Annotated in this window: 8 protein-coding genes; 4 read left to right on the top strand and 4 right to left on the bottom strand. The window is 40.8% G+C overall.

Going from position 1 to position 15999, the window contains the following annotated elements; translation table 11 throughout:
- Window positions 1–5: 5 nt before the first annotated feature.
- Entirely contained in the window at window positions 6–2510 is a 2505-nt protein-coding gene (locus tag FD723_RS38570; protein ID WP_179070411.1) for a CHAT domain-containing protein, read from the top strand.
- Here FD723_RS38570 and FD723_RS38565 read toward each other — a convergent pair.
- The 3 genes from FD723_RS38565 to FD723_RS38555 all read right to left on the bottom strand — a co-directional run bounded on the left by FD723_RS38565 (window position 2471) and on the right by FD723_RS38555 (window position 6894).
- Window positions 2471–3349, bottom strand: coding sequence for a hypothetical protein (locus FD723_RS38565; RefSeq protein ID WP_179070410.1), 879 nt, complete (start codon window positions 3347–3349; stop codon window positions 2471–2473). The two genes, FD723_RS38570 and FD723_RS38565, sit on opposite strands and share 40 nt — an antisense overlap.
- Before the next feature lie 159 nt (window positions 3350–3508).
- Window positions 3509–5467, bottom strand: a complete 1959-nt coding sequence (locus FD723_RS38560; RefSeq protein WP_179070409.1) for a 4-Cys prefix domain-containing protein — start codon at window positions 5465–5467, stop codon at window positions 3509–3511.
- Complete coding sequence (locus tag FD723_RS38555) at window positions 5452–6894, bottom strand: NB-ARC domain-containing protein (RefSeq protein ID WP_179070408.1); 1443 nt, start codon at window positions 6892–6894, stop codon at window positions 5452–5454. Before FD723_RS38555 ends, FD723_RS38560 begins: the two co-directional genes overlap by 16 nt.
- Window positions 6895–7918: 1024 nt before the next feature.
- On the opposite strand from FD723_RS38555, the gene FD723_RS38550 reads away from it, so the two are divergent.
- Both FD723_RS38550 and FD723_RS38545 read left to right on the top strand, forming a co-directional pair.
- Window positions 7919–11548: a plasmid replication protein, CyRepA1 family gene (locus tag FD723_RS38550; protein WP_179070407.1), complete on the top strand. Its 3630-nt coding sequence runs from the start codon at window positions 7919–7921 to the stop codon at window positions 11546–11548.
- A gap of 616 nt (window positions 11549–12164) precedes the next feature.
- Window positions 12165–13124 carry a tyrosine-type recombinase/integrase gene (locus FD723_RS38545; protein ID WP_179070406.1) on the top strand — a complete coding sequence of 320 codons (960 nt, stop codon included), beginning with the start codon at window positions 12165–12167 and terminating at the stop codon, window positions 13122–13124.
- Window positions 13125–14064: 940 nt separating this feature from the next.
- On the opposite strand, the gene FD723_RS38540 is transcribed toward FD723_RS38545, so the two are convergent.
- Window positions 14065–15075, bottom strand: coding sequence for a Rieske 2Fe-2S domain-containing protein (locus FD723_RS38540; protein ID WP_256875405.1), 1011 nt, complete (start codon window positions 15073–15075; stop codon window positions 14065–14067).
- A gap of 52 nt (window positions 15076–15127) precedes the next feature.
- On the opposite strand from FD723_RS38540, the gene FD723_RS38535 reads away from it, so the two are divergent.
- A complete protein-coding gene (locus FD723_RS38535; protein ID WP_179070405.1) occupies window positions 15128–15931 on the top strand; it encodes a TetR/AcrR family transcriptional regulator in 804 nt (267 codons plus the stop codon).
- The last annotated feature ends 68 nt before the right edge of the window (window positions 15932–15999 follow it).

Raw genomic sequence — 15999 nt, 5'->3', positions numbered from 1 at the left:
TAAAAATGATCTCACCTCAATGTTGCTTTAAATATCTTTTCTCAGGCATTCTAGGGCTGTCTCTAATTTTAATTCAATCATCTTCCCCTGCCCAGACTGTAAAAAAAGAAAAAGAATTTCTCAAAAATCAAGCGGCATCACTGACTTCTTCAGGTCACGAACAATTAGCTCTAGATCAGGCGAATGAAGCTTTAAAAACTTGGCAGGAATCTACCAAAATTTATCGCCAACTAAACGACCAAGAGGGAATTACAGAAAGCCTGATTAATCAAAACCTTGCTTTCCAAGCATTAGGATTACACAAACAAGCTTGCAATACACTTTTAGAAGCTTTAAACTTTAATATAAATCTAGGTATTTGCGACACGACTTTGCAGCAACCTGCTCTTGCTCAAGAAGAGCAACTCACGACATTAATTGGTAAGCAGAAAGCAACATCAGTTAACTTGCTTGGATTACAGAATCTCGGAGAAGTCTTGCGGATTTTGGGTCAGTTAAATGAATCTGAAATAGTTCTACAAGAAACGTTAACGCTAGCAAAACTTGTATCTTCATCAAAGATTAGTGGTATTTATCTGTCTCTGGGTAATATTGAACAGACAATTTATCAGCAATTACAAGATAAATATTCTTGGATAGAGGAACCACTTTTTCGAGAGAAGATTGCTAACATTATTCCACAAAAAGCGCAAAAATCACTCTGGTATTACCAAACACTAGAAAACATCCCAAATATCTCAAAATCAGCTAAACTGCAAGCTCAGTTGAATCACTTAACTTTACTGATCAGTTGGGAAAAATGGCTCAGTCATCAACCAAATCAAGCGAACCTCCATCAGAAAGTTAATCAACAAATTAGAGTATTGGTAAATCAAATAGATGGCAATTCTTCTGCCTTTTTGGAGTTATCACCTGAGCCATCTATTCATGCTCGGTTGAATTTCGCTAATAACCTCAGCCAGATCCCAGATGAACAATTGAAATCAGTAGCGATTCGATATGCTAAATTAGCATTGAAAATGGCTGAAACTATTAATAGTATCCGATGGTTATCCTATAGTTTTGGTACTTTGGGTAAATTATCAACTCAAACAGAACAAAAACAGGCATATTTTACGAAGGCTTTAGGATTCGCTCAATCAATTCGGGCTTCGGATATTGCTTACGAATGGCAGCAGCAGTTAGGACTAATTTACCAAAAGCAGGGAAAAACTGAGTTAGCGATTCAGAACTATAATGCTGCGATCGCAAACATGACTGAAGTGCGTGATAGTCTTTTGTCAACTAACGGAGATTTGCAGTTCTCTTTTCAGTCAGAAATGGAGCCGACATATCGTAATTATATGCGATTACTCTTAACATCACCTAATCCTGATTTAAAAAGAGTAATAGAGATAAATGAAGGATTGCAGATAGCACGCTTAGAAAACTTTCTCAGATGTGGCAAGCTTGATCTTGTTGCTTTGAATCAGCTTCAGAACCTCAAGAGCGCCCCAACAGTAATTCACATTATTGATTTCGGGGATACTATAGAAGTAATTGCTCAGTCAACAGATGGCTCACTTCACCACCATTCTATTGAATCTAAACTAGTTCGATTCCAGATAGATCATCTTTTAGAAGCTTTACAAAATGAAAATTTTTCTGAAGTAGGCGAAAGTAGCATTACTACTTCTTCTCAAGGAATTTATGAAAAGCTAATTGCACCAATAAAAACATATCTACCCCCATCAGGAACACTCGTATTCACTTTAGATAAATCTTTCCAAAGCATACCAATGGCATTGTTATATGATGGAAACCATTATCTAATAGAGCGTTACAGTATTGCAGAAACTTTAGGTTCCAGAATTAGACAACCTAGAGTCTTACATGAAAACCAGATGATAGCTTTAATAGCTGGACTATCAAAACTAAGCCCCAGTTCTATAGATCCAAATGCACCTAAAAATATGGAGAATTTGCTCCCATCTAAACAAGAAATAGAAAATGTAGAAAAACAAACTAAATCGTCAGTTGCCTTGTTAGACAAGAAGTTTACCCTTAAAAGGTTTAAAGAAGAACTAACTCAAAATAATTTTCCTATTGTACATATTACTACCCACGGTCAATTTAGTTCTGACCCACTCAAAACAGTACTAGTAGCCTATGACAAGCTAATTAATATTAGGGACTTTGACAGCTTAATCAGAGGTAAAACTGAAAATAGTCAAGATGCAATTGAGTTACTTGTTCTCAGCGCCTGCGAAACAGCTAAAGGCAACAAGCAGTCAGCAATGGGTATTGCAGGAATGGCTGCACAAGCTGGAGCGCGTAGTACTGTTGCTACTTTGTGGCGCGTGGATGCCGATTCTACCGCTTTGCTTATGCAAGAATTTTATAAAGGTTTGAACAATGGCTTGCCAAAAGCAGAAGCACTACGTCAGGCGCAATTAAGTTTACTGTCAAATCCTAAATATAAGAAGGCTTATTATTGGGGTGGGTTCCTCCTGGTTGGAAGCTGGTTGTAAAATTCCACTACTTGTAGCCCTGATTGGGCTTTTTGGAACTCTTTGGAATTATTGCTGCTTTTCGCTAACTCAGATGCCTTGATGTATTCGGATTTCGCCTCCTTTGGCAACTTGGCCTTCAGATAGCGATCGCCCAGTACTCTGTAAAGAGTCGGATTTTGGCTATTAGTTGCTGTTGCCATTTTTAACATCTCAATTGTTTCATTTAAAAGATTTTCTGCCGTATAAATAGCATCTACGTCAAGAATAGTTTCATCTGGAGGTAGCCCTAAGTCTTTGATGCGTTTAATCTTTTGTGCAATTTGTTCTTGAGAAGCTACAGACAATACGTCCACAAACGTTTCATCATAGCTAAAAGCTTGACCATCAATATATGCAAAGACATCTATTGTATATGGAGTACCCGGTTGAAATTCTTTTTCATCACTTGGGTAGGCAAGCCGAGTTTGATTTACAACTTTTTCCCATCCAAATTCGTAACTTTTTACTTTGACTTTGTAAGAAGTAGCACCCTTAACAGCAGTCCAAGTTATTTCTGGACGGGAATTCAATGTTGATGTGCTATAAGGAGAAATGATTGTTGGCTCATCGCTCCCTTCTGTGCCACCTTTTCGTATGTGACACGCATTAGTATTGGTTGGATTGCAAGTGGATAAGGCTTCGTCAGGTTCTGCACATTTATCAAGAGGAATAGTTCCACTAGATAAATTTAAAATGTTTCCAGAACTAAAGCATAAAAATTCTACATAATCACCATTCACAACTTCGATCGTATCTCCCTTACAAATTAAGCTCCCTGCTGACAAGTGCTTGTGACCCTTACTTATTATCCTTCCCATTTGTGGATCACAATGAACCTGATTTCTTCTTACTCTTATGAGCGGTACATTTGCTAGCAATGGTAGATGAATTAGTATTAGAGAAGTTAAACAGCACATTCCTCCAAAAGACATCAGCTTTTTCATTGTTTTACAAACATAATTTGTTTGAGCATCTTATCATTTATCAAGTATCCGATCTAGCAGTTCTTGTCTCCAGCGAAACACCTCTGGTAGACTAGATTTAGTCAAGATACAAGCATCTATATAAGCTCTGGCGTAATTAAGTTGACCTAATGATTCTTCTATTTGAGATAGCAAACAATATGCATCTGTTCTTTCGCTATCTAACTTTGTTGCTTTTTCTAGATATCTTTCGGCTTCAGTTAACTTATTTTCCATTAACCTTGCCCATCCTAAATCTTTATACAGCGATGCTTGTAATTCCCGATTGTTAGTCTTCTGCAAACCTTTTAAAGCTAAAGTAGCTGCTGCTCTATGATCCCCTTTTTTATTTTTCAATCTTGCTAAAGCCGCAACAGCAAATATAGCTTGATCGCTACTTCTAATAGCAATTTCATATTGCTTTTCTGCTAAATCATATTCTCCCTGTCCATCATAAAAATCACCTAATCCGTAATGTGATTCCCATTTATTAGGTTTTAACTTAAAAATTATTTCGTAAGTTTTGTTAACACAATTATAGTCATATAACTGCTGACACGCAATTGCTAAATTATTATACGCAGTATCGTCTTTCGGGTTGTACTTTATAGCTAGCTCGTAATTTTTTCTAGCAATCTTAGGGTTATTTTGATGCTGTAAACCCTTCTCAAAGTAAAAAATTGAGACTGAATTATTTAAATTATGTCCATACTTTATTGCTCTTTGAAAGTCTTTTTCAGCATCAGCAATCCTATTTTCTTTATAAGCTTCTTTACCTTGATTTAAAAAATAATCTGCTACTGTGTATTTTAAGCTAGTATTCAAATATACTGCTTTTTGAAAATCGTTCTCAGCTTGGTCAATTTGATTTTCTTTATAAGCTTTTTTACCGGAATCTAAATAATATTTTGCTACTAGAGGTAGGGATGCATATATCAAACCAACAATACTTAGTAAACCTAATACAAACACACTCAGTTGAAACGGCTTTGATTTAATTACTCGATTAAACTTTGATTGATTAGGTAAGCGCTCCAAACGCTGTATTATTATTTGAGTACTTTGTGGGCGCTGCCCAACAAAAGGAGCCATCATATCATCAAGTAAATCAGCCAGAAATTTATCTATGTGAAGTGCTTTATCTCTCCAAATTAGTCTTCCTGTCTGCTCGTCCATTTTGATTTCAATTAAAGAAATACCTGTGACTAAGTAAACAAAAGTTCTACCTAAAGCGTAAAAGTCTGACTGTGGTACGGCTTGTCCATGAATTTGCTCTAAGGGAGAGTAACAAGCTGTCCTAACAGCAGTTATTTCGTAACCATTACCGAATCCTGTAGTAGTTCCTCCACTGGTACTGACTTTGGCAAAGTAGGTTCTACTAAGCTGTCTTGCTCCACCAAAATCAACAAGTGCTAAATTCCCGTCGGGTTGATGAACAATGTTTTCTGGTTTGATATCTCTGTGGAAGAAACCAGACCGATGAACTAAATCAAGAATCTCCATCAACTGCAATAACCATTCATAAGCCATTTCTTGGCTAATTCGTCCATAAGATTGTACCCACTGAGTTAAATTCTCTCCTTCAAACTTATGCATAACTAGACAATGTAGTTCTAGAAGATTATCATTCAGCCTAAATGTGAAATAATCTTCCCTATTAGACTTGGGAATTCCAGGATGGTCTAAGATTTGTAATATGAGTGATTCTCTTTTAAGTAGCTCAACTAACTTAGAATCATCAATCCATCTTAATACTTTCATTACTCTTATTTGAGGCTGAGGATGTTCTTCTGTGCCAATATCCTCAATTTCAAAGACATCTGTGTAAGTATATGGATTTTGCTCCAAAGAACGCAACGGGCGTAGCAAACGAATACGCCCGTTTATTATCAATGGATTTCCACATGCTAAACAATTTTCAGCGCTATCAGGATTATAACGTTGGGTACAAAGAGGATTTATGCAGTAGCCCACAAGGTAACTTCCCTTGTTTGTATTGTATCTGGTATTTTATGCACTAATCCCAATGGATCAACTAAAATATACTTCTTAATAGATGCTTGTAAACTATAACTAGCTTCTCGTTTGTTTGATTTACCAGCAATTTCAATTAACGAGCGTTGTTCTAAAACTTCTATTGCTGTTATTAGTTCAAAAACTGACAACTTGAAATCTACTCGCTCTTTTAAATTATCAATGAGTTTAGAGAATTGAATAGAAGTCGAGTTTTCTGACATTTCTTCTGCCAAATAAATCATTATTTGCCTTTGAAGATTACTTAAAAGTCCAACTTGTCCAAATTGCTGATGTAGCATTGTTTCAAGTTGAGGATCAATCATAGTAGTTTGATATCTAAAAAATGTTTTCACACTCCCCTCAAAAAAACGATTAATTCTATCAGCCAACGCTTCTAAACTTGATGGATTCCCAGAATAATTTTCAATTAATCGCTTACATTCCTTTCCAGTTAAACCTTTTTCTTGTAATATTTGCATTCCCGCGTTTACATCTAAACCTTCTAATTTGAAAGAGCGAATAGGTAGTTTTGTAGTCACAGAAGCAAATTCTTTTAAAGGCAACTGACTTGTTATAATAATGCAGCTTTCATGCTTCCCTTCTGTAAGTTTTAAAAGGAATTTTTCATATTGTAATCTTTTTCCAAAATCATCGGCTAACAATAGCTTTTCAAATCCATCAATTACTAGTAGACAACGATGTAAGTGAAGCTGTTTTGATAGTAAAGATATGCTATCTATAAAAGAGTTTTCACTTGCTTCTATGTCTACTTGAAAAATTTTATTTAAATCAATGACTAACTCATCAATTGACAAAGAATGATTAATTGTTTTCCAGATTATACATTCATATATACTACTTAAAGAATCAAAAGTTATTTCTTCAACCAATCTAGAGGCTAATAAAGTTTTTCCTATTCCTCCAACTCCAGTAAAAACTATACAGCGTTCTTTAAATAGAGTAATTTGTTTCTTAAAATAGTTAATTTCATCCTTTCGTCCATAAAAAGATTTTATTTTAGGTAGTTCCCCATAAATTCTAATATTGCCAACGAAACTATCGTTATCCAATCTGGATGCCTCTTCCTTCCGATAATCGCTCTTTGCTAGCTTAAGCAAAATAGATTTCAAAGATATTTTTGTTACTTTCACTCCATCACCAATAATTACTGAAAGCATACTCCATAGTGGTGGAGCTACTTTCTGCTGCAAATAGTATGCGTTATACCCCGAATCACTTGCCATCTCTTTATAATCTTTACTATCCCAAACTCCCTTAATAAGAACTTTTTCTACTTCTGTTAAATACCTTCCCGTAGATTGAAACACTTGTTCTTCTAATACAGCTAATACTCTTTTTACGTCTAAAACTTGGCTTGAATTCATGCCGACTTTTCCTTACGTAAGTAGGTATACATGAAGTTACATTTTACTCCTTAGTACTTAAAATATCTACAAAATTCACAATTATTAACTGAAGCTAGGTTCTCAAATTACCTTTCTAGGCTATATTGATTTAAATGCTACATCTTAATAGGGAGATTTAACGCATCTCTAGTACATTATCCGGTCTAGCTTGAGCATAAAAGTGTGAAAGAAGTTGACCAACGTCAACCAAGGAACACCGCCTGCGGGTATTTTTGATCACTGATTAATTCAATGGGTTTGTTTTGAAAAGCTTGTGTTTAGGTATCTTAACCTAAACCAAATATCTTCTGCGAATACATTTGAATGAAAGCTCTTACCTCGACCGAGTAAGACGACCAAAACTTCTGTAAAATCAAGCTAATTGAAAGGAGGCATGGAGGTGAAGATACAACAGTACGACTGTTTAATGCAGAAAGCGCCACTAAGGAGTCGCGCTTTCTACGTATTGCAAATTTCATATTGATCTAGAGCGGGTTTGATCTCGAAGGAACAAAAGAAGTTGTCGCTAAAGTTTGGCCACTGGTGCGACTACTAAATTGTCCGAGAGTTTTTACCGCGCTACCAGATCCATTATAGGGTCTGCCGCCTGGAAAGTCCATTCCCTGCGGTGTGTTTTTGCTGTCGAAATTCATAAATTTTAGGTAAAGTTAAGTTTGGTTAAGAAATATCCCGAATTTTGTAGTTAAAAGCAGTAGTAGCGCGAATAATAGTTACCAGTTATCAGTTGGGAGTAGAGTCCAAGATTAGATAACTGATAACTGATGCAACCCCCTCTGAACTTGTAAACCGAGTTATCAGGGGAAAATATCATGACAAACAGAGAACGCCCCAAGAGCGCAGTGTTAGAGCGCATGGGGTCGAGTGCAGCTTTCGCATGGCAATTTTGTGCTGTGACGAAGGTAAATTTTCGGAATATCGAGGCTAGAGTAAGGGTTTCGCAGCTTGAAAGAGTTCTATCCAAAAAATTCCTTGGAGAGAACCGATGAATGCAGCGACAACTGAATATCCAAACAATCTCACGGCTGCGGAATACCATGAGTTGTTAGCTGGTAGCGCCATTCATCCGGCGTTAATTAAGCGCAACTTTTTCCACATTGAGGGAGAATCAGTTTATGATTTCCTGTTCATATCTGATAAAATCCCACGTAAGAATGCGGGTCGGGTAACAGATGGATACATAAAAATGTATCAACATCTATTACTAGGTGGGACATGGATTCAGTCACTTGACCCATTCAAAAACTGGCAACCGATGGAGTGGGGAAGAATTAAGCCTAACTTCCCGCGCATTGATTGGCAAAAAGGCAAGGCAGTTAAGTACGAGTCACCCCCCAAAACCCCCAACCGTGTTACCTACTTCGATGTCGCTAACCCTATCTGGGACAAAGTTGCAAAGCGTTATTTAATTAAGCGCTATCATTCACTTTTAGCGCTGCGCTTGCTGGATCAACTCAATCCATTAATATTTTGGGAGTGGATAAAGCAGCATCCAGAGATTCCGATTATCTTATGCGAAGGAGAGAAGAAAGCCGCTTGCTTGCTCTCTTTGGGGTTTGTAGCGATCGCACTTCCGGGAATTTGGAACGGGCGCGTGGGCAAACAGGATTTTGATGAACGGTTGCATCCAGATTTAATGCCCTTGGCACAACCGGGACGCAAGTTCATAATTCTTTTTGACCACGAAACTTCTTCTAAAACCAGGTGGTCGGTGTTTCAAGCCACTGTCCGCACTGCAAAGGCAATCGAATCGGCAGGTTGCTTATGTGAAGTTGCATTACTGCCGGGGCCAGAAAAAGGCGTTGATGATTTTGTGGTTGGTCGCGGTGAAAATGCTGATGCTCTACTGACTGCTCTAGTAGACGATGCCAAATCACTTGCCGATTACCAGCGCTCGTATCGGGCGAAAAAATGGGGACTAAGTAAGTACAAACCAGATGTCACTGTTAATGTCAAGTATCTCTCTGAGGCTTTGTGCATTCCTGACCTTGAAGAAAAATGCTTGACAGTGCCTGAGCTTTATGAACTTGAAAAGGAACAACTTTTCACGCCATCTATAAAAGGACATCCTCCAAACAAGGAGTCTACGGATTCTGGCGGAGTTGATTCAGACAAATCGAAGAAATCCCCTAGCTTCAATTTCCCAAAATCAGGACTGGTCGTACTCTGGAGCGACATGGGTACAGGGAAAACTGAACTTATGCGCTGGTGGCGTGACCAAAATCCTAACGCACGGTTCCTCAACAATGGACATCGGGTTAACTTGCTGAAAAATCTTGCCGAACGACTCAAAACTGCCATGTACTCCGACTTGGGTTACACAGGTTTAGCCCAGGCCCCAGCCCTTAGTATTACTATTGACAGCCTGCATAAGCTGAATACTCAGTCTCTCACTTACGGCTGCATATTTATAGATGAAGCCTGCCAATACCTCACCCACCTACTACACAGTAATACTTGCAAACAGCACCGTGCAGCAATACTTGAAGTACTGGAATATATAGTATATAACGCGCCACTGGTCGTCATTGCTGATGCACACATGGACGATTTAACGGTAAACTTCTTTCTTGCAATGCGACCAAAAGGTGAAGTACCTTACATCATTAAAAACGAGTGGCGAAACGGTTCACGCACAATTTATTGGTACGAGGGGGATAATGAGAGCGCCATAGTCGCCCAAATCTCGGCAGCGCTGATGCTTGGAGAAAAAGTTATGGTTGCCAGCGACAGTAAGCGTTTCATCAAAAAACTCGACAAATCCTTTACTATCAAATACGAAAAGGCAGGAGAAGGGGTGCATGGTAAAGGGGAAGGGGTAAAGGAAGAATTAACAGATTCCTCCTCCCTTTCCCCCTTACCCCTTACCCCTTGCCCAGTCCGTAGGGCTTCATGGCGTATCTGGTCGGTTCATTCCGATAATTCTGGCAGTGATGAAAATGTTGCTTTCATCAAAGATATCACCAACGCCGTCAAAAACTTTGATGCCTTGTTCGCCTCTCCCAGTCTCGGTACTGGTGTCGATATTTCCCAGTATCATTTTGACTTAGTATTTGGTGTGTTTCACGGCGTTTCCCAAACTGCTACTGAATGCGCCCAACAGCTTTACCGTTATCGTCCAAAAGTCCCGTTTCATATTTGGGTGGCCCCGCGTCCTCCCTTTGGTTACAAGGATACCAATGCTACCAAGATTAAAGAGCGCTTGCTCCAAACCAATGAAATGACTGCTTTTCTGTTGCGGATTGACCGTCAAACAGGCAAACGCGGAGCCGAGAAAGATTGGGCGCTTGAGGCTTACTGCCAAATTATGGCTAACCGCCACTATTCTCTAAATAATCTGCGTGATGATTTGCGATCGCTCCTCACTGAAATGGGCAATACATTTATATATGTGGGCAGTGATTCAGATCCTCAATCTCTTGAAAGTCTTAAAGCAGCAGCACAAGCTTTGGATAGTGCCCACAATTCGGCTGTTGCCAAGGCCAAGAATATTACAGCTAGTGAGTACCGTGCCCGTCAGAGCAAAGATTACCTTGACCCTAGCGAAATTTTTGAATGTGAAAAGTTCCGCATTTCTGATTCCTACGGCATTGAAGTAACCGAATCGCTCGTAGAAATGGATAAAGGTGGTCGCTTAATTAGGGCAATTGCTGGACTTGAGGCCATTTTAGCCCCGCCCGAAGAATCGTTTACGGACCCCACAACTGGGCAAACTTATCCTACCCCACCAACAATTGTCACCCAAAAAGACCGCGCCGAACGCGACAATCTACCTTTGTGCATCGACTGGGGCAATTATTCTGCACGGTGGCTTGCACGGTTTAACCTGGGGCTGCATCAAATTCTCACTTCTTTAATGAAGGGTGATGAAGTTACCGCCGATGACCCCACTTTGCTCAAGATGACGGAGATCGCTATACATTGTGCTGCTCACGTCAAAGCAATTCTTGGGTTTACTATTCCCCTGGACTGTAAACCTATTTGGTTGCTAGGCACTCTTATAGAACAGCTGGGGCTAAAGCTGACTTTCCGCAAGCAAGGTAAACGGGGTCAACAGGTGAAACTTTTCTCTTTATCTAAAGAGGAATTAGAATTTGCTCTCCAGGTGATTGCTCATCGCGTGGAAAAGCGTAATCAAAAAGAAAATCGAACCTATTACGCTGCTCAAACCCCTGCTGCGTATAGTGTAAGCCCTAATCAGCAGCCCGTATCCACACCCCCCCCTGATGCTATAGGGAACTCCCATTGCCAAGGGGAGGATACTACAGATGAGAGCAGGGGAGCGGAGGAGCAGAGGAGCAGAGGAGTTGAGGAGTTGAGGAACAAAGAAGAAATTTGTACAAGTTCTTTCCCCTCTGCCCCCCTGCCCCCCTGCCCCTCTGCTCTCTTCACTGATCGCGTTACGCTACTCCACTGCGTAGAAATACTTCGCTCTGGTATTAAGCAGGGGGTGGACGCGATTAAAGGCATTCTCAAGCGATGGGTTGAGGATTTGCGCTGGGAGACGGTACTGGAACTTGAGGCGATCGCCGCGAGTGAATTGCGACTTGTCGAGGCTCAAATCCCGGAATTTTACGCCTTGCTAAGTGAAGATGTGTTGCCTGTGGACGGGTAACTTAACCATGAAAACCTCTTATTCGTGCGTTTACCCTCTGCTTGATAACAAAAACCCCAAATCCTTACACTGCCAATGTTTGCTTCAGGAATCGAAAAAATAGGTTATGGAAACTAGAATTTACCAAACCTATTTTTTGACTCAAAGCGATCGCTGACGGTAGAGCTGTAGAGGAATAATAAAGTTCAACAATTTCTGTTAGGTGCTTTACCCCGCTCCAAGCATCCGTCCATAAATCGCTTGAAAGAGCCTGTACGCCGCGCCCACGCTACGTTATTACTAGAGCGATCGCCATCGCTCTTAAGGCGGGGCGTAGCTGATCGCGCCCACATTCGGTTAGCATCACTCTCCTAATTGTTCAACTTTTTTATTTGAGTTTGGTGTCTCTGTGTTGAAAAAGTGGTGTAGTAATCCCTTTTCCAGCCCAAAATTGTTCAACTTATTTTTACGGGACTTGCACCCAACCACTCTAAATCAATGCTTTGAGAGACTAGAATTGTTGAACTTTTTTATATGCTTACAAGAGCTATTTAGGAAATTGCAGTGGATTGGTGAGAGAATAATGATTTAGAAAGACGCTTGACTCAAAAAAGGGCAGGTGTAGTGCTTTTTCGTCATGGCTTCTGAAACGACACCGCTTCTTAACTTAGTGTTGGCAACGCCGCCGCCGTTAACACTTCACCCAGCCGCGGTCTATTTGTCTAGCCTGACATCTTCTTCCCGGCGAACGATGGAAAAAGCACTAAATGTCATCGCCCGAATGCTAACGGCTTCGGTTGAGAGTGATGCATTGTCTTTGGATTGGTCGAAGTTGCGTTACCAGCACACAGCAGCAATTCGCTCAGTGTTGATGGAACAGTACTCTCCGGCGACTGTAAATCGGATGCTTTGTGCTTTACGGCGGGTGCTGAAAGAAGCACAGCGGTTGGGGTTAATCAGCGCCGATGATTATGCAACAGCAGTGGATCTCAAGCGTGTAAAGGGGGATTCACCTTTAAGGGGACGGTTGTTAAAACCAAGTGAAATTGCCGCGCTTTTGAGTAATTGCAAAAACGACCAGACTTTAATTGGTGTAAGAGATGCCGCACTGATTGCGATTCTGAGTGGCTCTGGGTTACGTCGGTCGGAGTTAGTAGCATTAGACACAAAAGATTACCAAAATGAATATAGTTCTTTGCTTGTACGCAAGGGCAAAGGGGGAAAGTCTCGGACAGTGTATTTGCCGGATGGGGCAGTGGCAGCTTTGAATGATTGGCTATTTGAGAGAAGTAATGCGCCTGGAGCATTAATTTGTCCTGTACGGCGAGGTGGTCATGTTCAGATTGGGCGAATGACTGACCAAGCTGTGATGACAATTCTCCGCAAACGGGCCTTAAGTGCCGAAGTAGCTTCTTTCAGTCCACATGATTTTCGACGCACGTTTATTACTAGTTTGTTGACTGCTGGTGTTGATGTTTTGACGGTGAGCCGACTGGCAGGACACGCCGACCCAGCAACCACGCAGAAATACGATTTGCGTTCTGAGGAATATAAGCGCCAAGCCGTTCAATTGTTGCATATTCCTTACGGCGAATAATGCCATATTGGGTGATGGCGTAACCGCCCACTTTATAGTGATACGTCATCGCTCGTGCAATCAAGCAATAATCACCTTTACATGATGCGCTGACTCAATCACTTTTCGTTTCAGTTTACCTAGACACTACCTTTCTTCGATGCAGGCTGGGATCTTTTTTTTGTGGTTCCCCCTAAAAATACACCTCTAAAAGAAAAACCTAAAATAGGTGAAAAAAAATAAACTAATAATGACTTTATAGTTAATAAGTGATGTATTAGGTCAAAGAGTATACTCTAGCATTTGAGTATACAAATATTACAGGTGTAGGTTTTGGTTAAAGAAAATGGGCAAAGGTGCTTATTTTAAGAAACTTGTACAAAATTCTTCCCTGCTTCTGTTGCTTTCATGCCAAATCAAGCTTATCGGAATAGCCCGTTTTTTAATCGCTATCACGCCATAAAACTATAGAGTCATTTTTAGTTTATTTTTGAGAGTGGTGTGATTGCTTATAAAAAATTCTTCAATAAATGGGTAAAACTTGCGTGCCAAAAACTCAAACTGTTCTGCAATTGATTCCGAACTTGTCCTGAATCAATTTTCAGGGTGAACGCCAAGATGCTCCCTGATGGCCGAAGGAACTTTAGCTGATTGCGAGTTAGTTTATGATGTTCTAAATTACACAGTTAAAATGCAACTTTAACATCGCTCGAACATCGCTCGTGCTACATCATGATATTTGTCTAGGTAAGTAAAAAATCTGGTGTAGCGTTCATTTGGTCTGTTTACCTAGATGAATAGAATGCAGAAAGTTTTCCCAAACAGTGATGCCTACGCTCATAATACTTACGCAAAAAAAGAATTAAAAAATACAATTTAAACGGCTATGCTGAGGTCAGAAGGTCAGGCAATACAGTTCGGATAAGCTCTTGAGGCATGGGAAGCTATGCGGGAAAAACGTCTATCGGGAAAGATTGGGTTCCACGACATTTGGAAAACTCTCAAAATTACGTCGCACCCAATCCATGCCCACTTCATTGTTGAGTTTAATTTTCTGTGGAGTGTCTGGATAAATTTTGCCGAGAATATCGGCATCCTGATCCACGACAACCTTACCAAATTTGAGATAGGTACTGCCGAACACCTGAAAAAGGGGATGCAAGGCTAGACCGAACAGCAAAATATAAGTTCGGGTGCGATTCTCGGCTTCTGGCACAAAGATATGACACTGTGCAGCTTTACCCAAGGGCATCTCACCGTGAAAAATCACCAGGGACGGGAAATAATTTTCCAGATGCGCCTTAATCGTGGTGGGCAATAAAAATAAATCTGGCTGTCTCAGTTTTTCTGCCAGACTGTAGGGCGCGGTGGGCATGTCATAAAAAGCCTGGGAATGATGCCCATCATCAATAAACTGATGAAACTCAATATCAATAATGCGAAACAAGTCCCGATGAGTGCCATTTTGATGATTGTAATCATGCATATTTAGCAGCATAGTCAACAAATCAGTTTTAACGCTGCGATCGGCAGTATGCCCGATAAAAGAGTACTGATTTGCAATCTCATTCAGCACTGTAGGAATGGGAATCTTCGCTTCATATCCCCCATAAGACCAGATGAAGTCACCTTGAATCATCAGTTCTAAAGGCTGCAATTGAGGCAGGGTTTTCTTCCCTGAACCAGGTAAAACGGTGCAGCCAGATGCATCAAATGGCAAGGCATGGAACGGACAAACGACTGTACTTGTGCGATCATTTTGAACTTCACACCAGCCTTCTGATAGCATGGCTCCCATGTGGGGACAAGCATTAGGTAGCGCTTGGATTGCTCCAGTAGCATCTTTCCAGATGACATAATCAACACCGTACAAGGAAATTTTTCGAGGCTGATTCACAGTTAGCATCGACTTGTGTGCCAACAACCAGGGCGCACCAGTCAGCAGCGATGGCGCTGACAAGTCAGTTCGCATGGTGTTCTCCTTTAGAGATAAAATTGTGAGAAATCCGTCGTGTTTCTAAAATATGACAGAACATTCATGTTCGTCAAGCACTCCGTTGTTCAGCAACCTGCGTCGCCAACCCAAACAACAGCGTGGCAAAGAACGCGTCGAAAAAATTTTGAATGCGGCGGCGGCGGTATTCGATGAAGTGGGCTATGAAGCCGCCACCACTCATCTGATTGCAGCTAAAGCAGGGACTGCGATCGGCTCTCTCTATCAATTCTTTCCTGATAAAGCCGCTATTTTCAAGGCGATGGAGTTACGCCATACGGAGCGGGTGAAGTCATTATATGCCCAGGCAATAGCATCTGAAATCGTTGAGTTACCACTGCGTCAGATGATTCATGCTTTGGTAACAGCGATCGCAGAAATGTTATCTCAGCCGGTATCGCGGGTGGTGTTTGTGCAATTTTATTTGGCACGGGAGATTTTCCAGACCATCGATGACAGCATGACTCAGGAGGCGATCAATTTCATGGCAAATATCTTGCAGCAGCGAAATCCTGCCCTCCCCGATGAACAGTGTAACTTGCTTGCAGAAGTGTGTGTGCATGGTAGCAATGCGGTTATATTGGCGGCACTTCGCAGTCGCGATTGGGATCACCGCCAACGCTTAACGCAGCAAATTGAGGATTTGATGGTGTCATATTTAGAGCCATATATAGGGAACAATCAGTTGAGCCATGTAATGAAAGTAATGGTATGCCCCCATTGTCAATCGCAACAGTTGTCCAAAAACGGGCATCGTCGGGGAAAGCAGTGCTATCGCTGCAAGGATTGTGGAAAACAGTTTGTGGAGTCTGCCTCAACGCCGATCGCTCGTTAGAGAACTCAGAAGAGGAATACACGGGTTCAAACAACTTTTCACCTCCGGTTTATAGCGATCGCCTGATT

The organism is Nostoc sp. C052, from assembly GCF_013393905.1.
Classification (GTDB): domain Bacteria; phylum Cyanobacteriota; class Cyanobacteriia; order Cyanobacteriales; family Nostocaceae; genus Nostoc.
This window is presented reverse-complemented; position numbering and strand designations above follow the sequence as displayed.